Genomic DNA, 26,668 nt, shown 5'->3' on the forward strand with positions numbered 1-26,668 from the left:
CCTTCAAGACCATGTTATATGTTGAGCCGCAAGCTGATTTGTAATATAGTTATGACTGGACAACCATTCCATCAATATTAAATGAATGCCAAAGTAGGGGGACCCTTGCAATGATTATTAAACCGAAAATTCGTGGTTTCATATGTACGACTGCGCATCCTGCAGGATGTGCGGCTCACGTTAATCGTCAAATCGACTACATCAAAGACAGCACGGGATTACAAGGAGCTAAAAAGGTACTTGTGATCGGAGCATCCACAGGTTATGGACTGGCTTCCCGCATTGCTGCGAGCTTCGGTATGGGAGCTGACACCGTAGGAGTATCCTTTGAACGTCCTGCTTCAGAGGGGCGCACGGCTTCGGCAGGCTGGTACAATACAGTGGCCTTTGAAAGAGCAGCCAGAGCGGCTGGCTACATAGCGGAGAGCATTAATGGAGATGCTTTTTCCCATGAAATTAAGCAGGAGACGTTGAAGCTGGTCAAAGAAAAGCTGGGCAAGGTAGACCTGATTGTATATAGTGTCGCCTCACCGCGACGGACACATCCTGATACGGGAGAAACCTTTAATTCCGTTCTCAAGCCCATTGGACAGCCGTTTACGAATAAAACGGTGAATACGAACACAGGTGTTGTGTCGGAAATTACGCTTGAACCAGCAACGCAGGAGGAGATTGATAACACCATCACGGTCATGGGTGGCGAGGATTGGTCCCTGTGGTTAAAAGCGTTGGAAGAAGCCGACCTGCTGGCTGAAGGGGTAACCACACTGGCTTACTCGTATATTGGTCCTGAGATTACGGAGGCTATTTATCGTAAAGGAACCATTGGCCAAGCTAAAAATGATTTGGAAGCCACAGCACATACGTTAACAAAGCAACTGGAGCGTTATCGTGGGAAGGCCTACGTTTCAGTGAATAAAGCTTTGGTTACACAATCCAGTTCGGCTATACCTGTTGTGCCTCTGTATATTTCCTTACTGTTTAAGGTCATGAAAGAAAAGGGACTGCACGAGGGTTGTATTGAGCAGGCGCAACGTCTGTTCGAGGCATTATACAGTGGATCCACTGTGGAAACAGACGATGAAGGACGCATTCGTCTGGACAACTGGGAAATGAGAGAGGATGTACAGCAAGCTGTTAAAGCGGCTTGGTCTGAGATCACTACCGAAAACGTATCCGAACTGGGTGATCTTGAGCAATATCGTCTGGATTTCCTTCAATTGTTTGGATTCGGTTTTGATGAAATTGATTATGAATTGGACGTTGATCCAGAAGTTCACACAACTTAGGTGAAAATGTGCTAAACCAAAAACGGGTACTCTCAAGCTGCAAATGGCTTGTGAGGCCCGTTTTTTTATGTATGCAGTCAAATTAAAATGGTCTGGCTTTCAACAGAATTCATTGAGAATTGGACGTAGAAAGCGACTTTCGGTGCAGCAAGCGAAAAACGGCAATGGTAATGATAATCCCTGCAATGCCAAAAACCGTGACAGAAGTCAGTGCACGATAAGCTTGCCAGCCGAACAAAAAAGCAACCCCACTGCCAAACGTTGTACCTGCCAGTAAACCGAGCGCACAGGCAATATCTGTTCCAAATTTCATAATCTTGTTCCTTTCAAATGGTTGAATTGAATCGTAACTTATACGTTTTTTCTGGACTTGTACCCACACTTGTGCGTACAATTAAATAGTAATCGTTTTCAAACGGAATCTATTATTAGTATGGATCATTCTTGTACAAATTATTCCTTTTTCAGGAGGCTGATGAAATGAATATGAATGAGCAGATTAAGCTGTGGAACGAAGAGGCGCAGGCTAGTAACACTGATCATCCTCACCGAAAGGTTGAATTGTTTATCGAGGTACGGGATGGAGCACTTGAATCCATTGCTTCTTATTTGAATCAACAGAATTATAAGCATGTTACTCTAGTAGAGGATGAGCATACTTCAGCGGCAGCAGGGAAGAAAGTAGCTGATTTAATCCGTGAAGCAGGTTTGACAGTTGATGTAGTTCGGCTGCCTCCGAATGCGGTAGGGGATGTTATTGCTGATGAAACTTATATCATGAAGGTTTTGCTGGGTGTGGCGGATCAAAGTCAGGCTGTGCTTGCTGTAGGGTCAGGTACGATTCATGATCTGGTTCGCTTTGTGTGCTATAAAATGAATCGTCCGTTCTTGTCAGTCCCAACGGCTGCATCTGTAGATGGTTTTACCTCAGCTGGGGCCCCATTAATTGTGGATGGCAGCAAGCAGACGTTCCAAGCCGTTCCGCCGGAGGCGATCTTCGCTGACTTGTCCGTACTGGCAAGTGCCCCTCAAGTGATGACTGCCGCGGGTTTTGGCGATATGCTCGGTAAGTTCACCTCATTAGCAGACTGGCATGTGTCCAGAGATTTGGGAAACGAGCCATATTCACCTGTAGCTAATCGAATTACCGAGGAGGCTTTACGTGCTTGTGTAGAGCATGTCGATGAGATCGCGGCCGGCAGTAAGGCAGGGGTCGAGGTGTTGATGAATGCGCTGATTGCATCCGGTATTTCGATGTTGATGATTGATCATTCCCGTCCTGCCTCAGGGGGAGAGCATCATATTTCTCACCGAATTGAAATGGATTTTATTGCAGAGGGGCGCAAGCAAGTTTTGCATGGTGCCAAGGTGGGCGTTGCCTCCGCTTTGCTGTCTGACATGTATAGGGAATTGGCTGCCAATCAGGATGTGGAGGCTTTTGAAGTATATCGGACTTTGCCTACGTCGGAACAGATGCGTGCATGGCTAGCTCAGGTGGGAGGTCCGTCTACCATTGCCGAGCTGGGGGTTACACAGGAACAACTTGCTCGTGCTTTGCGCACGGCACATACTTTGCGTGATCGCTATACCGGACTCAAGTATATGAATGAACACCAGTTGCTTCGTTCGTAATGTGTGTTACACCTACACTAGAGTCCTTTAGATACTCAGTTTAAGCATGAGGAAGGGATTTGTGAATGGGTTTACGCCTCCGGCAGCTATACAACAATAACCTGCTCTTGTTACATTTGTATGTACAAATGGACGATATGCTATAATCGGAATACGAATAGGTACATGATATGGCAAGTACGGAGGACATTATGGCGCCCAAATATATACAAGTTAAACAGGAGATTTTATCATGGATTCATTCATCTAGACTGGAGCCGCAAAGCCAGCTTCCTTCTGAACATGAAATGTCTGAACAATTTGCAGTTAGTCGGCAAACGGTGCGTCAGGCGCTGGGTGAGCTGGTACAGGAAGGTTGGCTGCTTCGCATACAGGGCAAAGGAACCTTTGTCGCGGTACGGGATCATAAGCAGCCTGAAAATCCAAGGACGATTGGAGTTGTGACAACTTATATATCGGATTATATTTTTCCATCCATTGTACAGGGAATTGAATCCAAGCTAAGCCGGCAGGGCTACAAGCTGCTGCTATCAAGCACAGGCAATGACCCTGAACAAGAACGTCAGTGCTTGGAAATGCTGCTGAGTCAACCACTGAGCGGAATTATTATTGAGCCGACCAAAAGCGGGGAACGTAATCCCAATTTGAACTATTATTTAACCGTGGAGAATCGCCAAATCCCTTATTTAATGATCAATGCGCGTTATGAGGAGATGGATGCACCTTGTTTGCGTTTGGATGATGAAAAGGGTGGTTTTTTGGCGGTAGAGCATTTGATCAAGCTGGGGCACCGGCGATTGGCCGGATTTTTCAAAACCGATGATATGCAAGGAATTCTGCGGATGAAGGGATTTGTAGCCGCTCACCGTAAATATGGAGTGACGTTACATCCAAACGCAGTAACGACGTACCGGACTGAAGAAAAAAATGAGCTTCCGTTACAACGCGCATCACAGCTGTTGGCGATGGAGACAGGGGAACGTCCGACTGGATGGGTGACCTATAATGATGAATTGGCGGTGCGGCTACTGGATATTGTACGTTCGGCGGGCCTCAGTATTCCCCAGGATCTGTCACTGGTTGGGTTTGATGATTCATTTTTGGCGACAGCCACGGAAGTCAAACTTACAACCATTCGGCACCCCAAGGAAGAATTGGGGTTACGTGCCGCCGATACCATGCTATCGATGATTGAAGAAAAGGGATATCGTGAAGAAGAGCGTCAATGGATTATACCCCCAGAGTTAATTGTACGCGAATCCACGGGGCCAGCTTAGGAAATATTTAGTTAATTTTAAGTTGATGGTATGTTACTGGATACACGGAGCAGCCTGTTTTCTGGATTGCAGAAAAGGGGCTGTTTTTCTATACATTTTGAAAATGTGTACATAAATCTATCAAAAAGATATATAAAAAAGGTTGATTAGTTAGTTGTACGTACAAGTGTGCGATGAGAGTGGTGCCAGAAATGAAAGTAAGAAGAGTGACCTATGTATGTTTGAAACATTAAATAAGGACGTTTGGGAGGTCAACTGGCAGCCATGGCTATGGGAGCTGAAGTTGGGGCGGAGGATATGACAATCGCCGAAACAGCGCGTCATATGGCACGTATGCGTGATGAGAGCTTCAAGCCAATCCCTGAGAACGTGGACATCTATAATAAGCTCTATGAGGAATACAGCCGTCTTCACGACTACTTTGGATGTGGGGGCAACCCGGTTATGAAAAGGCTGAAGGCCACCAAGGCAGAAGCTGGACGTTCAACTGAAGCGGCAAGCACTCATTCCTAAGAAGTTACAAATTATAAGCAAGAAGCATTTAAATTTTGCTATCTAAAAAGCACAGTACGCCAGAATCGGCAGACTGTGCTTTTTTGCTTTTATATTCTGTAAATCACATGATGTGAAAGTCTCATTGAATGAAAGATGGTAATGCGTTCCTTTCAAAGACTTTCATGAAAATTTCAATCGTTTCGTTTTAAAGGACATTGTTACTTTTTCAGCATGGCATCAGCAAACAAAATGGATTTTGGAATACGGAAAAACTGTTCCGCCTGATCCTGGAAGGTTTGCGAAGGAACGGTACCCTGATGCAACCATTTCCGAAATGTACCCGGGTGAACGCCAATCCAATGACTGACATCAGTCACCGAAATATCATGTACCATGCACAAACCCGCCAAAATCCGGTTTTTAACTGGAGAACGAGTTACAGTCCGTTTCATGAAACGGGACGGTGATGGTTGACAAATGAGCGGTGAACGCCGGACAACCTCTTCATTAAATAGAATATGGTGCGGATAACCAAGTGTATTACACGTCTTTTCCAGATTAGTGTTGCCGGGAATGCGACCTTCATATACCCACGCGCTGACGCTGCGAGAGGAGATGGAAAGCTCCTCGGCAAGTTGGGACAGTTTAATGTCATTAGCCATCAAAACGGCAAGCAAAACGCGATTGCGTACTTGACAGCGTGTTGGTTTGCGAAAACGTTTGACACGCACGCCTTTTCCCAAATATTTGCGATTGATCAGAGACCACGCCTGAATGGAATGTTTGTCTTGTTGTTTAGGCATATACCCTCCGATTTTTTTTAAACACATACTACTATACCCGAAGGGGGCTTTGCAAGTGACTCTTCTCCTGATTTTCTTTTAATCCCATGGGCTTAACCGGTTTATGGAAAATAAGGTCCATTTGGCCTATAAAAATGGAAGTTTAAGGTGTCGATATATTAAAATGTGACATTTTTTATGGAAATGGAGGTAATATGTTCTTCTCTTATGATTGTAAGGTTGTACAGAGAGAAAAGTGGTTTTTTACAGCCCAACATGCAATTTTTTTGACGAGAAAAAGGGAGGTTATACAGCTAGATGATTTGTAAAAAGGTAATGATATGGTTTCTGACGGCACTTTTGGCAACGAACACTTTGCTGTGCTTGCCTAGTGTGGCAGGAGCGGAAAAACAAGATTTAAAGGACGGAATGCAACTAAATCATGCGGATCAAGCAGATTTGGTACAGAAGGAACAGGGGCTCACGAATGAAACAGTTTCTTTTGAGCCGCCAACTTCTGCGACAAACAGCGTGTATAATGCACTCATGATGAGTTTGGCAGCGGTGGAGTATACGTCAATCGTTATCGACCCTGGAGAAAGTTATGAATTTCAGAATACAGATACAGTTAGTAAATCTATATACAGCAACGCTTCTCAGTCAAAAGGTATTCTGTACGATAGTGTGAGCTACAAAGAGGACGGAGATATTAGCACTGTCCATATGGACTATGGCATAAGCCCCATTGGTGTTCCTGGGGGAGGTACAGCGTTTATTACGAATACAGGGACAGCAGCATTAACTGTAAAAGTAACAGACGTCTTCACCTACAGTACATCGGAGGACCCAGCATTAGAGCGAGTTACGCTCTCTAAGAATGAAAGCTACCGGATTGTGAATGAAGGATGGACAGCCCGTTCCATTCAGCATGATGGGTCAAATACAGACAATCGCCGTTTTGATTACGCAAAATACAAGGCAGACGGAACCTTATCCGCTTCCGCCCTTAATAGTATTGCTCACCCTACTTTGGCAGATGGCGAGGAACTGATTATTACAGGCTCCACTGCAAATGCGGTGACCTTCGGATTTCCATACGGCAAATACACTATAGAAAGCACCGGTGAGCCGGCTTATGCGCGGGTTACCTTAAATCAGGGGGAAAGCTACCAGTTTATCAATGTGGGAACACGATTGGATACGGTGGAAAGTGATGGTACATCTAAAGATAAACTTGACTATGTTGTTTATCTGGCAAACGGAACAGAGGCTTCACGCGGCAGTAGCACTACGGCGAAGCCGCAGATTGCTGTGGACAGATATGCGGTAATTACCCAGGTCACTGCAAACCCGGTGACATACGGGGCCCCGTATCGCAATTTTATTGCCCGTCCAGTGGGCGGAGATGCCATCAGCCGTGTAGAGCTTGAGGTGGGCAAGAGCTACATTTTCCATAATAACGGTACACTAATGAATCCGATCTACAATAACTCCAAAAAGGTAGGAAGCTTGTTCGACTATGCTATTTACAAGCCGGATGGAACGGTAAATTCCTCGGGTTTTAACAGCCAGTCTGGTCCCATGATCCCGCCTTCGGGATATGCCATTGTGACTGTGATCGGTCCGAGTCCCATTATCTTTGACTATACGGATGATTTTTCTTGGGAAATCAGCGATGATCCTGCTTTTTTACGCGTAACACTGTCGAAAGGTGAAAGTTATGCTTTCACTAATATTAGCGATCATTTGAGGAATCTGCACAACACAGCCAGTACCATTAAAGGGAAATTTGATGTGGTCCTGTATAAAGCAGATGGTACAGAGCAATCCAGGCGCAGTACCGGGAAATCAACCTTTTTGGTTGGTGCAGGTAAAAAGGCCAGCGTGACGGTAACTAGTGACACGTCAATCACTTTTGGTGGAATCTATCGGAGCTTTAAGGTCAGCGAAGATGACGATGGTATCGGGAAAACGACATTGGAGCCGGGAGATTCATATGAGTTCCGTAATCATGACAGTCAATCGAATTCATTGCGGCATGACAAAAGCAGTGGCAATGCACGCTTTGATGCTGCAAGTTATAAAGTACTTCGATTACTGACATCAGATCATTTCAACAATACAGTGGATCCAGAGATTGTCGCTGGCGGTAAAGCCATTGTCACCAATGTATCCGATCGGCCAATAACCTTTACCTATAGCAATAAGGTGGAGGCTTTGCTCAGCGGGCAGGCAGCCTTCCATCGAATTACATTGAAACGCGGTGAAAGCCGAAAATTTATAAACGTTAGCACTTTGGACAAAGCCCTGGACGTCATTTCAGTCAGCGGTATGAAATGGAATTACATTAATTATAAGGCAGATGGGACTGTATACAGCCAAGCTAATGATACGACTCAATTACCATTAGTTCAGGCTGGTGGTTACGCCATTGTAACGACGGTTTCTGATGTGCCAGTTACTTATGGAGCTGTATTAGGAATATTCGATGTTGAGGCTGCCGATGTGCCAACAGGCAATCAGGTTACCATCAAGCAGGGAGAAAGCTACGTATTCCATAATACGGCTTCACAGGCTTCCTCATTAACGACAGATGCTTCAAACGAGAGCCGCCTCTATGACTATGCCATGTATGGAGAAGGAAGCGGTGTGAATTCCAAGGTGGATAGAGCAGGTATGAGTGTTTCTTTACCTGAAATCTCACTTGGAGCAGGAGGTACGCTTGTTGTAACCGTCACTTCACCACAAGCTGTAACCATTCATTTCAACAATGACATTAAGGCAGATCCAAGCACAGAACCGGCGTTATTAAAAACATCTTTATCTGGCGGCAAGCAGGAAGTATGGATCAATCGCGGGAGTCAGGAAGCACCTGTTTTGACGAATGCGAAGGCAACGGGTGGAACATATCAGTTCACTGTTGCAGATCGTGCTGGAAAAGTGATTAGAGAGCATAAAGAGGCGACAGACAATCAGCAGCAAGTGCCAGCTAACGCAAATATTCATCTTGCCGTAGCAGCCGCTACTCCTGCTGTTAACTTTGGAGCACCTTATCGTGTATTTGCTGTAAAAAATAACGATGACAGCAAGCTGGACGAGCTCATTGAACTCATAGAAAAGGAAGCTGATTTTACGGCAGGTCAGCAAGGAAAATATCGTTTTACACCCAAAGAAGACGGAATTTACCGTTTTGCGGTGAAGGAGAAATCCAACTTTGCTGCACAGCAACCGATTGTAAGTTTGTTTACCGACCCTGATTTTAGTAATCAGTTAGCTTCTTCAACAGAACAAGCGCAAATATATGGTTGGGATTACACGGTCTTAGAGTATGAGATGAAGGCAGGTCAAATGGTTTATGTGAAGCTGTCAGAAAATAATAGCGGTGCATTACAAACCGTTATTAAGGCAGCCCATATGGCGCTTGGCAAGGATACTTCGTATGAATATGGCAAAGGAAACCGACTGAATAAAGTTATTTTGTTCACCGGTGATCAAATTCAACTGGATTATGACTTAAACGGAAATGTCATTAAACGGACGAAAAAGGTATTTCCTTTTACAAATTAAAAGGATGTCTTTGCTTTGAAAAACATAACAGATCATTAGATGTATAGGCATTATAAATAGGGGTGAGCGAGTGTTTAAACGTTATATTTGTAGTCTACTTTGTGTGCTGATGTTGCTGGGTCCATGGAGCACATGGGCATATGGAGAAGCAGGTCGGGGAGAGGCAGCAACTTCTCAGTCTTCTACTCCGCAGATTATTACCAGAGCATGGCTTGCACAGCAAACAGGTAAGGATCAGGCTTGGGTCAATGCACAGTTATCCAAAGGCTATACTTTATATGATATTTATAAAGCATGGCAAAAAGATGGTGGAGAAAATTCATTACCAGAACAAAGTCCAAGCTTGTGGGTACAGCAGAATGGACTGACATTGAACACAAATGCAAAGGTGGAGCCGTCCGATGAGTCGGCTGCGCTGAAGGAGGGTGAAAAGCCCGCTCAGGTCACCCAGGATGAAAAGCTAACTCAACATCCACTAGATAAGGAAGAGGGTAAAGCGCCGGCTCCAGACACGACTGAGATGGATATCCCATCTATACCCCGAGTAAATGATTCCGTATATGCTCCGACTCCAGGAGAAAACGGACTAATCGGGCAGGATTTACTTAAACAGAGTTTGTTTCAGGTATCTGCTACAGCAGATGTGTATGCTCCTTTTGATCAGGCGGCGCTTGCACAAAGCAGGCTAAGTGATGATACGTCGCGTTATGGAATGGATTACGGTGACAACAGTGTGTCCACCGTTTCAGGACAGCTCGTTGTTCAAAATACGGACTTGGTGCTGCCGGGGTCATTGCCCTTTGCATTGACTCGTGTGTATAACAGTTCATTGGCAAATAATCAGATTGGTGTGCAGCAAAATGAAGGGTTGTATACAAACACAAGTGCCATCCGCGAGGAAGAAGCAGCTTCTGGCCTGGGGAGAGGCTGGAAATGGGATCTTCCTCATATACAGAAACAGGATGGTAAACGGTATTTGTATATTCCGGGAACAGGCTCCTATGAACTGAGAGATGATTTGCAGCTAGAAGGATATGCATACAAAGATCTGAAGATCAGTACAGATCAAAGCGTAAGTGTGCAGGGAGTAAGCAGTGCATACAAAATATCAGTACTGAATGGAAACGACTATTATCTCGATCAGGATGGTTATTTGATTTTGATCCAGGATGCGTATAAGAATCGAGTGGAATTTGATTATACAAGTTCTGGTGGAGCAAAGCTTATTCGTTCGATTCGAAACAGTGATGGTAGAGAGCTTGACTTCACTTACAATGCCGGGCAGCTTGTTGTTAAAGAGCAGGGCACAGACCATCAGTACACCTATCGACAAAGTAGTGAGGGAAGCAGCAAGGTGCTGTCAGAAGTATTGGATTCTCTTTCCCGAAGCACAAGCTATGCTTATACATTCATGGATGCTCCTTTTAATGTGGTCATAGATGGTGAAGGAAAGACTGGAGCCCTAAAGCCCAATGAAACCGCGTTGCTTACACGAATTGTACGACCTACTTCATCGATCACAGACATTCGCTATGAAGCCTATAACAAGCAGATAGGTGTGTACGGTACACAAGGCGTGTTCAAGGTGGCTTCACGCGCTGATATGTACAGTACAACTGCCGGCGATCGTTTCTTAAATAAAATTGATTTCGCGTATTCCGGAGAAGATCTAGCCAGTTATGGAAAAAATGCTGAGTGGACGGTGGTTGCCAAAGGGACACGTACAACAGAAACCTTCCATTTTGGTAAAGTCTTTAGAGGAGATAACACACCAGAAAAGCTTGTTCTTAACCGCTATGATCAAGAGGGTGATTCTACCGGCTATCATATAAACTACACCTATAATGAGGCCATGGATTGGAATTTGCCTGTGCAAATGCAAGAGTCCTATACGGAGGGAGGTTCTTCGTCAGAACCTGTAACCACCTCTTATGACTACAATGAATATGGTCTTCCACTAAAAGTATCCCAAAGTACCGGATTGGAGACTGTTCATACGTATAAAACCTCTAGTGAGCCTTTTTTCTGGGTTCAACCTACCCAGACGGTTACTAAAATAAGTGAAGGAAAAACTGGAACGACAGTTCGAACTTATAAAGCAGAGGGCGCATTGTATGAACTAAAAAACTACGAAGGCACAGAGCAAGGGAAGCTTTTATCACATACCTATACTTTTTACAATGCAAAAGGGAATGTAAGCGGTCAGAAAGTTCTCATAGATGACAGAAACTATACAGATGTTTCTATTGATTATAAATCGCCATATGGTTCACAGCTCCCAACAAGGCAGCTTTTGCCTAAAGGTGTTGAGTACACGTATGATTATTATCCGACTGGAGAAATCAAGTCCCAAACCGATGCCAAGCGCAAAACAGAGTCCTATGTATATGACGCTTTGGGACGTGTAACGAAGGTTACTTATCCAGATGGAACTCAAACCGTCGTGGTGTACAAGGATGATGCGAATGATGTCACTGTCACAGGACCCGATGGTGTCAGCGTCGAAAGATTGTATAATCCGTTCGGGCAGATGCTTCAGCAGCAAGTAGGTGATGCAATCTATGGTTATGGTTATGATGAGCATGGAGATTTGGTAGAAAGCACGGATGCCGAACAAGCAACCACTCGCTATGCCTATGATGCCTTTGGACGACCTGTGAAGACGACCTATGCGGATGGAACAACAGATACTGTGACGTATAACGCGGCGGATCGTTCTGTCACTCAGACGGATGCGTCCGGTTATCGTGTGCGTGAAGTATCAGATGCTTTAGGTCGTGTGACTTCCACACAAGAAGCTAAAAATGGATCATTTCAGCCGCTGGAATCGTTAGCTTATAATTATGCGGGTATGGTTACTAGCCGGACAGACGGTAATGGTCAACGCACGCTCTATGATTACGATGCTCTGGGACAAATGACCTCGGTTACCGATCCATCCGGACAGCAGGTCAGCTATATGTATGATCTGGCCGGAAATTTGAAGACTGTTCAGTATCCTGATGGGCAAAAGAATGTGTATTCGTATGATGAGTTGGGCAGACGTACGTTACTTGAGAAATCAAGCGGAGGAACTACGTTAAATATTTACGATACGGATGGAACTGTCTCCCGTATGTTGACAGGAAAATCGGAGGCCATTACCTTTCAATATAACGCTGACGGATTAGTTACCGAAGCGGCAGGTCCTGATTTTAAAACCAATTACACCTATGACAGCGCAGGACGAAGAAAAAGCATGACAGATGGTCAGGGAACGACCACCTATACCTATGATCCAGCAGATGGGTCGTTGACTGGGCTGAAGTACCCTGATGGTACGCACATCAGCTATGAATACAACAAGCAGTCTCGTACAGGCTATGTGCTAACAGATGCTGCTGGCACGTCTATGCATGTTCAATCCAAGCTGGACAGTGTGGGCCGAGTTACCCAAATGGACATTAGCGCTGGGACCGGTGCGGCAAATGTACAGAGCTTGGGAGAAGCGAGTGCTGCTGCGGGCGGATCACTAGATAGCATGACGTTTGATTATGCTCCTAATGGTTTGCTAAGAGGTCAGTCTTCGAGCAGAGGACTGAGTACACGATTCAGCTATAACGGACTGGATTTATCCGGGGTTACGGTGGAGCAAGGCGGAACGGCGCTACACCAATTTGGTTATGAACGGGATGGGAATAAAAACATCATCGGACGTACACAAAACGGAACAACAGACCAGTTTGGATATGACCCGTCAAATCGGATTGCCCGCGAAGCCGCCGGTGAAAAAAATAAGACCTATGGCTACGATCCGAATGGAAACCGAAGCGCTGAAAGCAGTGGCAAAGTGTTCGGCATGAAAAATGCTGAATATACGTATGATTCTGTCAGCCGTCTGACAAAGGTGACCGGTGAAGGCAAAGAGGTAGGTTACAGCTATAACGGAGACGGTCTACTGTACGAGCGTACAGAGGGCGGCAAAACGACTCGGTATTACTATGACGAAGAAGCGAAGCTGATTGCGGAGGCCGAAGTCCAAGGTGGAACAGCCAAGATCACCTACGCTTACGTATATGACTTGTCCGGTCAACTGTGGGCTAGACAGGACAAGGCAAGCGGACAGTTGCAATATTATCAGCTGAACGGTCACGGTGATGTGGTAGGCTTAAGTGATAGTTCGGGGAAGGAACTGAATAGCTACAGCTACGATATCTGGGGCGGCCCGGAGAAGGTCAAAGAGACCGTTCCGAATGTGCTGCGTTATGCTGGTGAGTATTGGGATGATACGACCGGGCTACAGTACCTACGGGCTCGCTGGTACGATCCGGGTACAGCCCGTTTTATGGGCGAGGATACGTATCAGGGCGAGATAAACGAACCGTTGAGTTTGAATGGATATACGTATGTGCATAATAATCCATTGACAAACAGTGACCCGACCGGGAACTGGTGCACAGCAACGGTTAGAGGGAAATATTATTCCCACCCTGGATATTGCAGTGGCTCAGGTAAAAATGCAGACTATATTCCAGATTCCATTTCTATTAATTTTGGTCGGTCTATTTACGCTGCCGGGGTGAAACAGGGGACATGGTATCCTAAAGGCGCGGCTCGTGTTAAATGGGATAAATCAGGTATATCTGATGCAGTAATGGGTTGCTACTATGATGTACAGTGTGCAAGTTTTGTAAGTGGTTCTCTTGTAGAAGGACCTGCAATAGCTAAAGTAACTAAAGGCAAAAGCGCCAGTACGGGCAAAACAGTAAAAGATGTTATAAGTAAATGTAATTGCTTTACAGTAGGTACGAAGGTTCAAACAGACGAAGGGGAAAAACCGATTGAGGATATTAAAGTCGGGGATAAGGTCCTTGCCAAAAATGATGAAACAGGTGAGATGGCTTACAAAGAAGTTGAATGGCTCTTCCAACGTGATGTTGAAAAAACTTATAATATTACTGTTGGCGGCGAAGTCATTACAACCACTGATGAGCATCCATTTTGGATTGTTGGCAAAGGTTGGGTTAAATCCAAAGATGTACTGGTAGGCGATATTCTTACAACTTCGAATAGCAAGGAATTAGCTATTGAGAAAATAGAGATTAAGAAGAAGCATGCAACAGTATACAACTTTATGGTTAAGGATTACCATACGTACTTTGTATCGAATCTCGGAATTTGGACGCATAACTCATGTCTTCCCGATTCTCGTTGGATTCAACGAGATACCTATAAAGAGTTAAAAAGACTAGGGCTAAATGAACAATTTGACCGAGCAATGAAAAAGGGATTAGCTCTTACCCGTTCAAATGATAATGGTATAATTTTCTTATCAAAAAGTGAACAATTAATACAAAAAGGAAACTTATACACATTTAAGTTAAAGGTGGCGAAGGCTTCCAATCACGTGAGGGTATATGGCAGAATTGATGATAAAGGTAATTTATTGTTTGACTACATTACAAGTGGTAAGTAGGAGGTAAAATGAATTTATTAGATATTGAGAAAATTTTTAATGAAGCATATCTTTTTGAAGATATAAAAATTAAGTCGGTCAAATTACTAGAAAAAAAAATATTAAATAGTGATTCAAATTTTTTAAAGGAAGAAGAAGAAAAATTACCAAACGACATTAAATTAAAAGATTTTAGTATACGTTATAAGTGTACAGAGCTATTTCTTAATAACCATGATAGAATATATCCATTTTTTAGAGTTTGCCTTGAATTACTTCACCCAGAGACACAAATTCAACAATACTACTATGATGTTGAATATACAATTGACGGTGAGCTTTCGGATGAGTACTTTGGTATGTATAAATAAACATTTCTTATATCTTGATATTAGGCCTTGGGGCTATGTCCCTAAGGCCTTTCTTTTACCCACATCCTAGCTAAGTGGAAATGGAACTTAAAAAAAGACCCTCTTGTAGATCATTTGTTTTTTAATCAAACTATTACCTGAGACTTATGTAGGAGCAGAGTATTGATCAAGATCAGGATATTTAGCTAACAATAGATCAAATAATCGGCATTCAGCTCCCTAAACAAAACTAAGTATGAAATCCGAGTTTTCACGGAGTTTCTAATTCTCTTTGTATTCTTTTTAACTCAGTGGATTTATTCACAACTTTGTAACTTATTTGGTAAGATGGATTGCGAGATTGTTTTCAAATTGTTTTACTATATTTACCTACTATAGTCTGGTAATCTATTAATATGTATAGGGGGCCAAAAGACGTCCGGTTCAGTCGGTTGAGATGCGTTTATGTTCTATATGTTGATTGAATGTCTATATTGCCATGTCTATATCGTCATGTCTGTATAACTTCATAGACAAGCTAGAGATAGCTCCCGCACATTATAAAATACAGCACAGGATGGTGTAATGATGAAGCTTTTAAAAGTAAAATGGATGGCTGTATGCTTGATGGCAATCTGTTGTTTGGGTTTGCTAGGTATACATACGAATACAGCGAGTGCACAAGCGAAGGCTCCTTTGCTTGGGGTTAATGATGTGTTGCTAGATTCGAATACGATTAAGCCTGTAATGGAAAATGATAAGTTGTATGTTCCTATCGTGACACTGGGGCAAAAGATGGGCATTTCTACTTCGGCCAATGGAAATACATTGTTGCTGACTGGACATAATCGCAGCTTTACGCTGGATTTGAACAAGGGTGATGTGTTTGAGCGTGGAGGACGTACGATGCTGCCAATCCGCACTTTGACCGATGCGTTTGGCTTCACTATTACGATTCCTACGAGTAATGTGTATCGAATTCAGAATGCAAACGCTAGTTTGTCTGATGCTCAGTTCTTGAATACATTTGCGGCAGAAATTAAACAGTATGCAGCTGTTAAGCCAGGCAAAACTAGCAATACAGGCAGCACGGGAAATGCCAAGCCTTCCAGCCGTACAATCTATTTGAGCTTTGATGATGGTCCAACGGCGCATACGTCGCAGCTGCTGGATATTCTGGACAAATATAATGCCAAGGCTACGTTCTTCATGCTGGGACCTGAAATTCGCCAACATAGCGCAGTGATGAAGAGAATGGTAGACGCAGGGCATGGCTTGGGCCTGCATGGGATGACGCATCAGGTGAAAAAGATCTATGCATCCCCGGCAGCAGCACTGGCAGAGATGAATCAGGATAATGAGATTTTATTTAAGGCCACAGGAAAACGCACTTCTTTGATTCGTACACCTTATGGCAGCAAACCGTATTTGAAGAAAGCATACCGTGATCAACTGACGGGTGCAGGTTATCATATTTGGGACTGGAATATAGATTCCAATGATTGGCGTTATACTAAAAATCCGCAGCATTTTGTACAGACGGTCCTCAGTGATATTAAGAGACTGAAAAAGCAAGGTAGAACACCAGTCGTTCTTATGCATGATAAGCCATCTACGATCAAGGTGCTTCCACAAATCATGGCGGCCTTGCAGAAAGAAGGATATTCGTTCGAGCCGTTGAATGATAACCTGACTCCGCTTAATTTTTGGAACGATCACCGTTAATAGAATAAACTTGAAAGGAAAGCAGGCTGCCCTACTTCAATTTTTTGAGAGGGGGTAGCCTGTTTTTTTATATAAACGATAAGCAGAAACCAAGCGTCATGGATAAAGTAGATGCACAATTGTTATATTCCCTCAAAAAATAAGTAAGGCACCTTTATCGCTCCTTTATAGGGGCTTTGAAGGTGCTTTTATTGTATTGCTCGGAAATGGTGAATTTCACAGCTTGTTTTATATGAATCTATGAATTGATATCTATGCACAGGTCATATGACTTTACGGGTGACGACGTCGCTGCATATATTACAATAACCGCCCCGAGAGGAGGAGCAGGTATGAATATTAATCCGAGTATGTTTAGTATGATTTGTGCCACCGCAGGAGCCATTATTACGTTTGCCTTTGGCGGCTGGAATCAGCTTATGGTGCTATTCACGGTTGCCATGGCTGTTGATTATGTAACTGGAGTCGCTGCTGCCGTGAAGACTGGACAAGGGTTAAGCAGTAAAGCTGGCTTTTGGGGGTTGGCGAGAAAGGCTTTAATGCTCATGGTGATTTCTTTGGCGCATCATATGGATCTTCTGATGGGTACGGAAATCATGAAGGGGGCGGCAACGTATTTTTATTTATCCAACGAATTGATCTCGATTACGGAAAACTGTTCACGAATGGGTCTGCCGCTGCCACCGAAGCTTAAGAATTTTTTTGCCCTACTAAAGGACAAGGAGTCTGATGGTAAAAATGGTGGAAAAGATCGCTAAGATTACAAAGTTTCTTTCCGTATGTGGGGCGTTATGATAAAATTTTCAAGAGAACATTTTTAAGATAAGGAGCCTATACGCATGATTAAACATATTGTTTTGTTCAAATTGAAAGACCGCTCCCCTGAAAGCATTGAACATACGGCATCTATTTTGCGCAGCATGACTGGCAAGATCAAGGAGCTGCTGTCACTTGAAGTAGGTACGGATGTGATTCGTTCGGAACGTTCTTATGATATTTCCCTTACCGCTGTGGTAGAAACACTGGAAGACTTGCAAACGTATCAGGTACACCCTGTTCATCAGGAAATTATTGTACACATGAATGAAGTGAAGGATGTATCTATCGCAGTTGATTATGAAATCTAAAGCGGTTACTGGAGGTGCAGAACTTTGTATTATGTCAACCGGGAACAAATTGAGCTTCGACTAGGGGCTGTTCCCGACATTGTCGACGGCCTTCGCCAGACATCCGCCGCCTGGAAAGGCGATCTGTTGCAGGGGCTAGTGCAGGAGCGGTGTCTTCATCTAGCCATTGAGACGGTAACGGACGTAGGGAGCTATATCATCGACGGTTTTATTATGCGTGACGCCAGTAGCTATGAGGACATTATCGGTATCATTCATGAGGAAGGTGTATTGGATGATACCGTATTTCATTCACTATTAGAGCTGGTAGCCTTGCGCAAACCCTTAGTACAGGAGTATTTTTATTGGGACCGGACAAGCCTTCACCCACTCACACCTAAGCTGCCTGGGTTGCTGGAGCTTTTTGTATCTAGCGTGCACGATTATTTAAATAAGGAATTGGGTCCTCAGCCCGAGGGAGTGTAAAGGCAAAAGTGACGGATAAGTATATCGTACCCGAAATGCCCACTAGGCGCATGATTTTAACACTATTGAAAACCCAGGGACCTGTGGGCGTCGGAAGCTTGGCAGCTCAATTGGGCATTACCGAAATGGGGGTGCGCAGGCATCTCAAATTGATGGAGCAGGATGGTCTGATTGTGGCTACGATCCTGAGACAAGCGATGGGACGTCCGACGTTTTTGTACAGCCTGAGCGATCAGGGAAGCGAGCAGTTTCCTCGTAATTATGATCATCTGTTACTGGAACTGTTAGAGGAGCTGGATGAAGAGCAGGGAATGGAAGCTGTTCACTCGTTGTTTGATGGTAGAAAACGTAAAATGATGAAGCGCTACGCCCCTCACATCGAGAGTGAGTCTACACTAGCTTCACGTGTAGAAAAGCTTTCGGGCATTCAGAACGCTTCAGGTTATATGGCAGAGTGGCGTGAGGAAGAGGATGGAAGTTACTCTATTATGGAGTACAATTGTCCTATCTCTCAGATTGCCAATCGTTACCGCAAGGCTTGTGAGTGCGAACAGCAAATGTTTGAGGAGCTGCTTGATGCCGAGGTTGTCCGGGAGGATTGTTTGGCGGATGGAGGCCGTTGCTGCTTGTATCGTATCCGCTCCAAAAATAAGTAGAAATTTTTCTGGCTTGTTCTCTGTATCATGACAGGCTCTCCATGCTTATAATGCATTAACAGATGGGCATTCGCCCGGGCACAAGGGAGAGATGAATATGAAGGAGAACTACAAAAGCTTTATCCGTGGCGCGTTGGCAGGCAGCATTGCTGGTTCGGTTGCTGCGTTGTTATTTGCTCCTAAGTCAGGTCGCGAGCTGCGTCAGGATATTACAGACCAGGCACGTCACGTGAGTGACAAGGGGCAGGAGCTTGCAGGGAAAATATCAGACACCTCCATGGAGTATACTGACAAAATTAAGGAAACAGCCTCAGCCGTCATTCACGAAATAGGTCAATGGCGTAGAAAGAGTAATATTGTTCCAGAGGTTAGCATTTCATCCGTGCCTGATCAAGAGAATAAGGAAGAGGATGCTTTGTAACTGTCCGTATGTCGTAGGTGAAACAACTGACTATAACTTGAGTTTGTGGCTTCTCCCGTTGGGATGAAGCCTTTTTGTTGATCGCTTTCTCGTTTTAGGGTAATCTTTGGGGGTACCTTTTACGCCAATACGACATAAAGTATGTAGCAACGGATAGATTTCTGAGATGAAACAACTCATATTTAAACAAAAAAAGGAAGCGGTGTGTACGTGCAGCAAGCGATTGCAATATTGGATTCCGGTGTAGGAGGTCTGACGGTTGTTAAAGAAGTCATGCGTCAGCTTCCGCGGGAAAAAATCATTTATTTTGGAGACACTGCGCGCACCCCGTATGGTCCCCGACCATCGGAAGAGGTTAAAAAATTTACAGAGCAAATGGTTGATTTTCTGATTCAGTTTAATCCGAAAGTCATTATTATTGCTTGTAACACAGCAACGGCTGCGGCATTGGAGTATATAAGCCAAAAGGTATCCATTCCGGTGATCGGAGTTATCCACCCTGGGGCTCGTGCTGCGATCAGCGCGACCGCTACCGGGTATGTCGGGGTGATTGGAACTGTCGGTACGATTCGAAGCGGAGCATATACAGCTGCGCTCAAGCAGTTGTCTCCCTATGTAGACGTGGTGAGCCACGCTTGCCCTGCGCTTGTGCCTTTGGTGGAACAAGGGTTGTTCCGCTCCAAAACGACATCGCAGGTTGTGGAGGATTCATTGAGACCTATTCAAACGTATCCGATTGATTGTCTGATTCTTGGTTGTACGCATTATCCTTTTTTGAAGGAAACGATTCAGGAAGTCATGGGTCCTGCGGTGAAGCTCATTAGCTCGGCAGATGAAACAGCGCGAGAGACAAGTACCATTTTGTATAACAAGGGCAAGTTGGAGGCCGGGGACGAAACGCCAGTGCATCAGCTTTTTTGTTCCGGCGATCCAGAGTTGTTCCAGCGCATTGCCGCACAGTGGCTTGGGGAGCAGATTCGGCAAACGCCTGTTGTCTGGCAAGTCACTCATCTGGATTAACGAGACAACCAACTTTTTTGTCATTGGACAAAAGAAGTTGGTTGTTTTGCTTTTCGCTACATCAAGACACGCAGCGTCTGCATAACATGCAGTAAGGCAGATGGAAGGGGCGTAGTAAGATGAGGGAATATATCGTTCAAAAAGGAGATACATTGCACCGGGTCGCCTCGGCTTTTAAACTATCGGCGGATACTTTGATCGCAGATAATCCGTGGGCCGCCACGCAACCCTATCTGATTTGTGGTCAATTGCTATATATTCGTCCGTCTACGGATCGTAAATACGTTATTCAGTCTGGGGAGAATGCAAGACAGATTGCCAAACAGTTCGGTGTAGAGCTTGATGAGCTGCGGCTCGCTAATTCGGGACTTGCGGAGCATAACTTCGTGGAAGGAAAGATAATTATCATTCCTGAAGACCATCGGGATCAGATTGTACGGTTACGTGGAGAGTATAGCTATGAAGATTTAATGGAAGACCTGAAGGCATTGGTCCACAGATTTCCGTTTATTGAAGTTGGCAGCATTGGCACCAGTGTCATGGGGAAGGATATCCCTTATATACGGATTGGGCAGGGTACGAGGAAAATTCATGCCAACGCTTCTGTACATGCTAACGAATGGTTGACGACACCTTGTTTGCTGCGTTTTATAGAACAATATGCACGAGGGATTGATGGGACTGAAGGACGGGATGCTGAGCAACTTCACGATGAATGGGGGAAACCGACAGGAAATCCATGGGTGTATGGAGGCTCTCCGCAGGATTTAATGGAGCATACATCCTTATGGGTGGTACCAATGGTCAATCCAGATGGAGTGGAGCTGGTGCAACAGGGTGTACTCCCAACTCATCCGCTGTATCATGAACTCAGAAAATGGAATGAAGGACGTGCTGATTTTCGTGGCTGGAAGGCCAATATTCGCGGTGTTGACCTCAACGATCAGTTTCCGGCGTATTGGGAGGAGGAGGTGCGCAGACGCGGTAAAACAGGTCCGTCTCGACGAGACTATGCAGGACCTGCACCTCTGTCTGAGCCAGAGTCCAAGGCCCTTGCCGATCTAACGGAGCGCGAACAGTTCGACATGGTATTATCCATACACAGCCAGGGACAGGAAATCTATTGGAATTATCGAGATCTAGAGCCTAAGGAGAGCCGAGATTGGGCATTGCAGCTGGCTGCCGCAACAGGGTATCGGGCGGTAAAGCTGGGGGGAAGCGATGCAGGGTATAAGGATTGGTTTATACAACGGTTTGGTAAACCGGGATTTACCGTTGAAGTTGGTCTGGGCGTAAATCCGCTGCCTATGCGTGATTATGAGGATATTGCAGCAGAAGTTGGCATGTTAATGGCGACGGTGCTGTCATGGTAACAGATCGGACCTGCTGAAACGTATTGCATCATTTACACGTATAAGGAGGAGCACGTTTTTTACACGTGTTCCTCTTTACTTGTCCCTTCCATAGGGTATATATACTTAGGAGCATTGGAAATGGAGTGAACAACCTATGAAGTGGAAAAAACTACTATCTCTCCGTCAGTGGTCACATGTATTTCGTCGTATCCCCCGATTGATTACCTCTTCGAGGATTCCTTTGGGTGAAAAATTACTTTTTGCGGTGCCTGTATTGCTTTATTGGATACTGCCTGATATCATGCCATTTATGCCCATCGACGACATTGGTGTGACGTTATTGCTTATGAATTGGTTCGTCACCCGTGCTGAACGAAAATATCCTGATGTGATTGAAAAACAGCACGTACGTGTTCGATAGATGTAAACTTATGATTTTCGTGATTGCGATTTTTTGCGATTTTCTTTACAATAGGAATATTGCCTTGTGCTATGCTGCACAACTTCTTTTCATCAAGGAGAGGGGCTAATTTTTGGAATTGTTGATTTTATCCGCTAGGTTGTGTGGTGTGGATATATTTCCATCGAACCACATTTCATTTAATGAATATGAAGGAGATGAAGTTTAATGAACTGCAAAATTACTCGTAATGCAGCTAAAGTATTGAAGCTTGAATTGGATAAGGAAGAGAACCAAGGGAAGAGCCTGCGCGTTGTTATTACTCATGCTCATGGAGATCATGCTCATTACGGGCTAGATTTGGACACGCCTAAGGAAACAGATACTGTTGTATCTACAGATAAAGGTATTGATGTAATTTTGGAAAGCGGTCAGCCGTTGCTGGATGGTGTGAAAATTGATTACTTGTACTTCCCCGAAGAAGGATTTGTTATTACTAACCCTTCCCAAGGTAATCACGGCGACCACTAAGCCGGAGCTCGGAGGGATGACAGATGGCCAATGATATTCGTGTATGTGATGAGTGCAATCATATCCGCTTAAAAACGATCTTGCCTAAGTTGAAAAAGATGGCACCCGATGCGGAGATCAAAATCGGTTGCAAGTCGTATTGCGGTCCTTGTGGAAAACGGGCGTTTGTGTATGTGAACGGACGTTATGTGAGTGCGGCCACAGAGGATGAAGTATTAGAGAAGGCTGCACGCTTTATAAAATAGTTCGAGTGCGCATCGTTGGCACCTTTTGAATAGTTCCCCTCCTTCTGATCCATGCTAATGAATGTAGACCATGCCCAGAAGGAGGAGTGACTCATGGCCCAATATGATTCCAATCTCGACAATCACAGTGTCGAAGCTCAAACACAAAACTCGGTGGACAAGCTCCATAATGCCGTGTCTCAGGCATTGTCACATCCGGCTGAACAGCTGATTGAGCAAGCGGACCAATCTCGCACTCATGCGGAGCATGCTATACAGCAGGCAAAGGATAGCCTTGGTGACGATGCAGTAGAAGTTGCTGAGGAAATGCTTGGTGAAGAGGTACAACGTCTTGATCAGGCTAAAAAAACGTTGCGTTCCTGAGTATTTGTTAATGGTAACAAGCGCAGTCCAATGACTGTCAATACAAAAATCCCGATCCACAGCCCTAACAAGCTGATGGATCGGGATTTTTGTTATTTCTTGGCTTCAGTCTCCCATTCGCGAATAAGATCATATGTGATGACCTGATCGGATATGTTCAATCGATTGAGAGCCTCAGTATAGCCCGGCCCGCAGGCGTTCACATCTGTAGGTTGTCCTGTGCTCAGATTGTAACAGGTTCCCTTGGAGAATGTACCATCCTCAGATGGAATGTAATACACTCGTCCATCCGTGAAAGCACCAGTACGCAGCACAACCATACGAGGTTTTCCGCTAAACAAATCGTTACCCATAAAATGATATGGTTTTGTAGAAATCCCAAGTAGATGCATTACAGAAGGCGTTAGATCTAGCTGTCCTGCCGGTTCTGTATACGTGCCCGCCTGACTTCCGTCAGGAAGATGCACAAGTAATGGCACTTGGTTCATGATTTTCTGCATGTCCAAATCTGTAAGTGGCTTGCCTAAAAACTTTTCATACAGTGCTTTGTCTTTAATGGAATTGTCGTGATCCCCATAGAACATTAGAATCGTATTATCCCACAATCCGTCTTTCTTCATCTGATCTACCAATTCACCCAAAGCCTCATCCACGTAATGGACGGATTTCAGATAGTCTCCGAACATCGTACCTTCAAACTCGCCAACATCCAAATCTACAGCGTCAGGTGACAGGTTGTACGGATGATGGCTGGAAATACCGACCATATAGGCGTAGAACGGCTGCTTCACTTCGGTTGTGAGATCGTTGAGCGTTTGTCTAAAAAAGGATTTGTCTCCCAGGGACCAGCCGAGGGGCTCATCTATTTTAAAATCCTTTTTACTGTAGAACTTGTCATAGTTCATCGCCTTATACATTGTGTAACGGTTCCAGAAGCTGCTGTCGTACACGTGAAACGCATTAGGACTATAACCTGTATCCTTCAAGATGGAAGGCAACGTATCGAATTTATGGTCCGCATAACGGATAAATACAGAACCCGTAGGGAGCGGATGCAGCGAAGCGTGGGTAGAGAAGTCTGCGTCCGATGTACGACCCTGTGCAGTTTGATGGAAATAATTATTGAAATACATACTTTCTTTCGTCAGTTTGTCAAAGTTAGGCGTAATTGCTTGACCGTTGATCTGTTTGCCGATAAAAAAGTTCATGAACGCTTCAGCTTGGATGACCATCACATTTTTGCCCTTATACTTGCCGTAGAGGTCATTTTTTACCTGAAGTAATTTCTGGTGTTGATTGAACCATTCTTTATCTTTATCGGATTCCACCTGAGCCAATGTAGGCTGTGGCCCAAGATGGTCCTGACCGTAGCGGTAGATATCATATCCATGAAATCCGATCAATCCGGTTACGTTATACAAGGCCATTGACCACCAGTTGCCGACAAATATGCCGGTTGCCCAAGTAGAGGTATATATTTTGATCGGTCCAAATGTCAAAACATAGCCAATCAGGAAAGCCAATGCCCCCTTGGAGAAGCGAAACAGAAATTTTTTTGTGAAAGAGCTTCGTGATGCTTCCAAGTAATGATCATTCGTTGTAAACCGACGCCGTAACGAAGCCACGAATATGACATACGGAATGAATAAAATCCAGTCTGCAAAAAAGAAAATATCCCACCAGTACATAAGGGATGCGATGCTTCCACCCAGAGAATCAACTTGTCCAGCTTGAAGCAAAACGGGAATCGTAATGAAATCCTGGAAATACCGATAATAAACCATGTCGGAATAAATGAGCGCGGTGAGCAATATATCGAGCACCACAAGAGCAATCAAACGTCCGCGACGTGGCAGCCACAAGGTCCAGAAGCTTACAAGCAACAGCGACCCAATAGCAATGACATAATCCAGCGGATTCATGTCGATATTTTGGGCATGCAGGTTATAGTGAATCAGTACAAGCTTGCCAATCATAAGTACAAAAAACAGAACTAAACCGAAATATTGAGACAGCAGCAGTCTGCTGAACATGTTACCAGTGCGTCTTGCACTGGTCGTGCGAATAACCAACACTTTACCCCCTCCGGCAGAAATGTTCGGCTAGTATAAACTACACATTAACGTAATGTCAAAACCGAAATGCCTTTAATTATTATAGCGCTCATCCTGCGCATTTCAATGATTAAGTAAAGAAACACGGCACAAATGAGGCCAGGACAACGAACAAAGGGTTCGTTTCCTGGCCTATAGCTCGAACATTTAGGACTGCACCGGCGAAGTATCTTTGCGGCGCGGAGGCAGAGGGCCCAGATACTGATAGTATTGGCATTCAATTCGGCCGTTAAACAGCTTACGGCGCTTGTCGGCTTTGCGGCCCCAATAATGCTCAAATTGCTTGGTGGAGCTGATGGCAAAGAAGGACCAAGTCTTCATTTCGGCTGCCGTGCGTGCGAGTGTACGAATCAGCTTTTCCACCTCGGCTTGCTCGCTCAGTCTTTCGCCGTAAGGTGGATTTGTAATCATCACACCATACTGGCCCTCAAGCCTAACCTTGCTGGCAGGCAGTACCTTTAGTGAGATGTCTTTAGCAAAGCCTGCTGCTTTTACAGCTGCTTCAGCAACTTGTATAGCGCTAGGGTCGATATCGCTACCTGCAATCTCAAAAGGAATGTCATCACGAGTCAGATCCATCGCCTCGTCGCGAGCCTGATTCCATAATTCTCTGCCAATGACAGGCCAGTCTTCCGAGTTAAAGGTACGTCTCAGGCCTGGAGCAATGTTCCAGGCTTGCATAGCAGCTTCGACCAATAAAGTACCGGAACCGCAGCATGGGTCATAGAAGGGTCGATCCGGGCTCCAGCGACTAAGCTGAATAAGAGCGGAAGCCATTGTTTCTTTGAGAGGCGCCTCTGTAACAAGCTTGCGGTAGCCTCGTTTGTGAAGTCCTGGACCAGTTGTGTCCAGCGTTATCAGCGCACGGTCATTCAATAGGATGACCTCAATGACGTAACGAGGACCATCTTCAGCAAACCAGTCTGTATGGTAGGTTTCCTTGAGCTTTTCTACAATCGCCTTCTTGACGATTCCTTGACTGGCTGGTACGCTACTAAGCTGTGATTTGTGTGAACGTCCCTCTACAGGAAATTCACCATCTACAGGAATCCAATCCTGCCAAGGCAATGCTTTGGTACCCTCGAACAGCTCGTCGAAGGTAGTTGCAGCAAATTCGCCCATTTTAATAAGAACGCGGTCAGATGTGCGAAGCCACAGGTTGCATCGGCATATATCCTTATAATCTCCGGAAAAAACGACGCGGCCATTCTCGACGGTCAGATCCGTGTACCCCAGTTCTCTGAGTTCTCGGGCCACAACGGCTTCCAGTCCCATCGGCGCAGTTGCAATTAGTTGCAGTTGAGTCATTAAACGTATTCACTCCGTCTCATAATCATGTAAGCTTGGTTCAATCCCTATAGTATAGGTCATTGTACTCGAAGAGACAAATCGTTAAGGCAAATAATTTACGAAGGACACC

The 26,668-nt window shown here is 44.8% G+C and carries 23 protein-coding genes; 19 read left to right on the forward strand and 4 right to left on the reverse strand.

Translation table 11 applies throughout. The features are described from left to right. The first annotated feature begins 110 nt into the window (after positions 1-110). Positions 111-1,289 carry an enoyl-ACP reductase FabV gene (gene fabV, locus MKX36_RS08240; RefSeq protein WP_017425872.1) on the forward strand — a complete coding sequence of 393 codons (1,179 nt, stop codon included), beginning with the start codon at positions 111-113 and terminating at the stop codon, positions 1,287-1,289. A 109-nt stretch (positions 1,290-1,398) separates the two neighbouring features. Here the strand turns inward: fabV and MKX36_RS08245 are convergent, their stop codons facing one another. Then, a complete protein-coding gene (locus MKX36_RS08245) occupies positions 1,399-1,602 on the reverse strand; it encodes a hypothetical protein (protein WP_016819686.1) in 204 nt (67 codons plus the stop codon). 167 nt (positions 1,603-1,769) lie between these two features. Here MKX36_RS08245 and MKX36_RS08250 point away from each other — a divergent pair, with 167 nt between their 5' ends. From MKX36_RS08250 to MKX36_RS08260, 3 genes are all read left to right on the forward strand, one after another. Then, on the forward strand, positions 1,770-2,921 hold the full coding sequence (locus MKX36_RS08250) for a sn-glycerol-1-phosphate dehydrogenase (protein ID WP_045243913.1): 1,152 nt from the start codon (positions 1,770-1,772) through the stop codon (positions 2,919-2,921). A 191-nt stretch (positions 2,922-3,112) separates the two neighbouring features. After that, positions 3,113-4,198: a GntR family transcriptional regulator gene (locus tag MKX36_RS08255; protein WP_250247059.1), complete on the forward strand. Its 1,086-nt coding sequence runs from the start codon at positions 3,113-3,115 to the stop codon at positions 4,196-4,198. 264 nt (positions 4,199-4,462) lie between these two features. Continuing rightward, positions 4,463-4,711, forward strand: a complete 249-nt coding sequence (locus tag MKX36_RS08260; RefSeq protein WP_016819689.1) for a hypothetical protein — start codon at positions 4,463-4,465, stop codon at positions 4,709-4,711. A 200-nt stretch (positions 4,712-4,911) separates the two neighbouring features. Here the strand turns inward: MKX36_RS08260 and MKX36_RS08265 are convergent, their stop codons facing one another. Then, positions 4,912-5,496, reverse strand: coding sequence for a helix-turn-helix domain-containing protein (locus MKX36_RS08265; RefSeq protein ID WP_013370447.1), 585 nt, complete (start codon positions 5,494-5,496; stop codon positions 4,912-4,914). A gap of 297 nt (positions 5,497-5,793) precedes the next feature. On the opposite strand from MKX36_RS08265, the gene MKX36_RS08270 reads away from it, so the two are divergent. The 15 genes from MKX36_RS08270 (at position 5,794) to MKX36_RS08340 (ending at position 23,134) form a co-directional block, all read left to right on the forward strand. Then, positions 5,794-9,042 (forward strand): hypothetical protein, encoded by a 3,249-nt coding sequence (locus tag MKX36_RS08270; protein WP_340864519.1) that lies wholly within the window; start codon positions 5,794-5,796, stop codon positions 9,040-9,042. Positions 9,043-9,112: 70 nt separating this feature from the next. Then, the gene (locus MKX36_RS08275) at positions 9,113-14,497 is read left to right on the forward strand and encodes a polymorphic toxin-type HINT domain-containing protein (protein WP_340864520.1); all 5,385 of its coding nucleotides are present in this window, start codon (positions 9,113-9,115) and stop codon (positions 14,495-14,497) included. Between the two features lie 8 nt (positions 14,498-14,505). Further along, positions 14,506-14,847 (forward strand): hypothetical protein, encoded by a 342-nt coding sequence (locus tag MKX36_RS08280; protein WP_016819693.1) that lies wholly within the window; start codon positions 14,506-14,508, stop codon positions 14,845-14,847. 567 nt (positions 14,848-15,414) lie between these two features. Continuing rightward, entirely contained in the window at positions 15,415-16,551 is a 1,137-nt protein-coding gene (locus MKX36_RS08285) for a polysaccharide deacetylase (protein WP_290409096.1), read from the forward strand. Between the two features lie 332 nt (positions 16,552-16,883). After that, positions 16,884-17,309 carry a phage holin family protein gene (locus tag MKX36_RS08290; RefSeq protein WP_016819695.1) on the forward strand — a complete coding sequence of 142 codons (426 nt, stop codon included), beginning with the start codon at positions 16,884-16,886 and terminating at the stop codon, positions 17,307-17,309. 81 nt (positions 17,310-17,390) lie between these two features. After that, positions 17,391-17,678, forward strand: a complete 288-nt coding sequence (locus tag MKX36_RS08295) for a Dabb family protein (protein WP_017425864.1) — start codon at positions 17,391-17,393, stop codon at positions 17,676-17,678. A 24-nt stretch (positions 17,679-17,702) separates the two neighbouring features. Next, entirely contained in the window at positions 17,703-18,143 is a 441-nt protein-coding gene (locus MKX36_RS08300) for a DUF86 domain-containing protein (RefSeq protein WP_016819696.1), read from the forward strand. 8 nt (positions 18,144-18,151) lie between these two features. Next, the gene (locus MKX36_RS08305; protein ID WP_016819697.1) at positions 18,152-18,799 is read left to right on the forward strand and encodes a helix-turn-helix transcriptional regulator; all 648 of its coding nucleotides are present in this window, start codon (positions 18,152-18,154) and stop codon (positions 18,797-18,799) included. A 97-nt stretch (positions 18,800-18,896) separates the two neighbouring features. Then, positions 18,897-19,220 carry a YtxH domain-containing protein gene (locus MKX36_RS08310; RefSeq protein WP_340864522.1) on the forward strand — a complete coding sequence of 108 codons (324 nt, stop codon included), beginning with the start codon at positions 18,897-18,899 and terminating at the stop codon, positions 19,218-19,220. A 210-nt stretch (positions 19,221-19,430) separates the two neighbouring features. Further along, entirely contained in the window at positions 19,431-20,240 is an 810-nt protein-coding gene (gene racE, locus MKX36_RS08315) for a glutamate racemase (RefSeq protein ID WP_340864523.1), read from the forward strand. A gap of 119 nt (positions 20,241-20,359) precedes the next feature. Then, positions 20,360-21,613, forward strand: a complete 1,254-nt coding sequence (locus tag MKX36_RS08320; protein ID WP_340864524.1) for a M14 family zinc carboxypeptidase — start codon at positions 20,360-20,362, stop codon at positions 21,611-21,613. A gap of 136 nt (positions 21,614-21,749) precedes the next feature. Continuing rightward, positions 21,750-22,016 carry a hypothetical protein gene (locus MKX36_RS08325; protein WP_340864525.1) on the forward strand — a complete coding sequence of 89 codons (267 nt, stop codon included), beginning with the start codon at positions 21,750-21,752 and terminating at the stop codon, positions 22,014-22,016. Between the two features lie 207 nt (positions 22,017-22,223). Then, the gene (locus MKX36_RS08330) at positions 22,224-22,526 is read left to right on the forward strand and encodes a heme biosynthesis protein HemY (RefSeq protein WP_013370462.1); all 303 of its coding nucleotides are present in this window, start codon (positions 22,224-22,226) and stop codon (positions 22,524-22,526) included. Between the two features lie 23 nt (positions 22,527-22,549). Beyond that, positions 22,550-22,771, forward strand: a complete 222-nt coding sequence (locus tag MKX36_RS08335; protein WP_013370463.1) for a DUF1450 domain-containing protein — start codon at positions 22,550-22,552, stop codon at positions 22,769-22,771. Positions 22,772-22,864: 93 nt separating this feature from the next. Beyond that, positions 22,865-23,134 (forward strand): hypothetical protein, encoded by a 270-nt coding sequence (locus tag MKX36_RS08340; RefSeq protein ID WP_340864526.1) that lies wholly within the window; start codon positions 22,865-22,867, stop codon positions 23,132-23,134. A gap of 92 nt (positions 23,135-23,226) precedes the next feature. Here MKX36_RS08340 and MKX36_RS08345 read toward each other — a convergent pair whose 3' ends face one another. Together MKX36_RS08345 and MKX36_RS08350 are read right to left on the reverse strand one after the other, a co-directional pair. Then, positions 23,227-25,209 carry an LTA synthase family protein gene (locus MKX36_RS08345; RefSeq protein WP_019686893.1) on the reverse strand — a complete coding sequence of 661 codons (1,983 nt, stop codon included), beginning with the start codon at positions 25,207-25,209 and terminating at the stop codon, positions 23,227-23,229. 186 nt (positions 25,210-25,395) lie between these two features. After that, a complete protein-coding gene (locus tag MKX36_RS08350) occupies positions 25,396-26,556 on the reverse strand; it encodes a THUMP domain-containing class I SAM-dependent RNA methyltransferase (RefSeq protein WP_340864527.1) in 1,161 nt (386 codons plus the stop codon). Between the last annotated feature and the right edge of the window lie 112 nt (positions 26,557-26,668).

Origin of the sequence: Paenibacillus sp. FSL W8-0439 (genome assembly GCF_038008995.1) — a bacterium.
Classification (GTDB): domain Bacteria; phylum Bacillota; class Bacilli; order Paenibacillales; family Paenibacillaceae; genus Paenibacillus; species Paenibacillus polymyxa.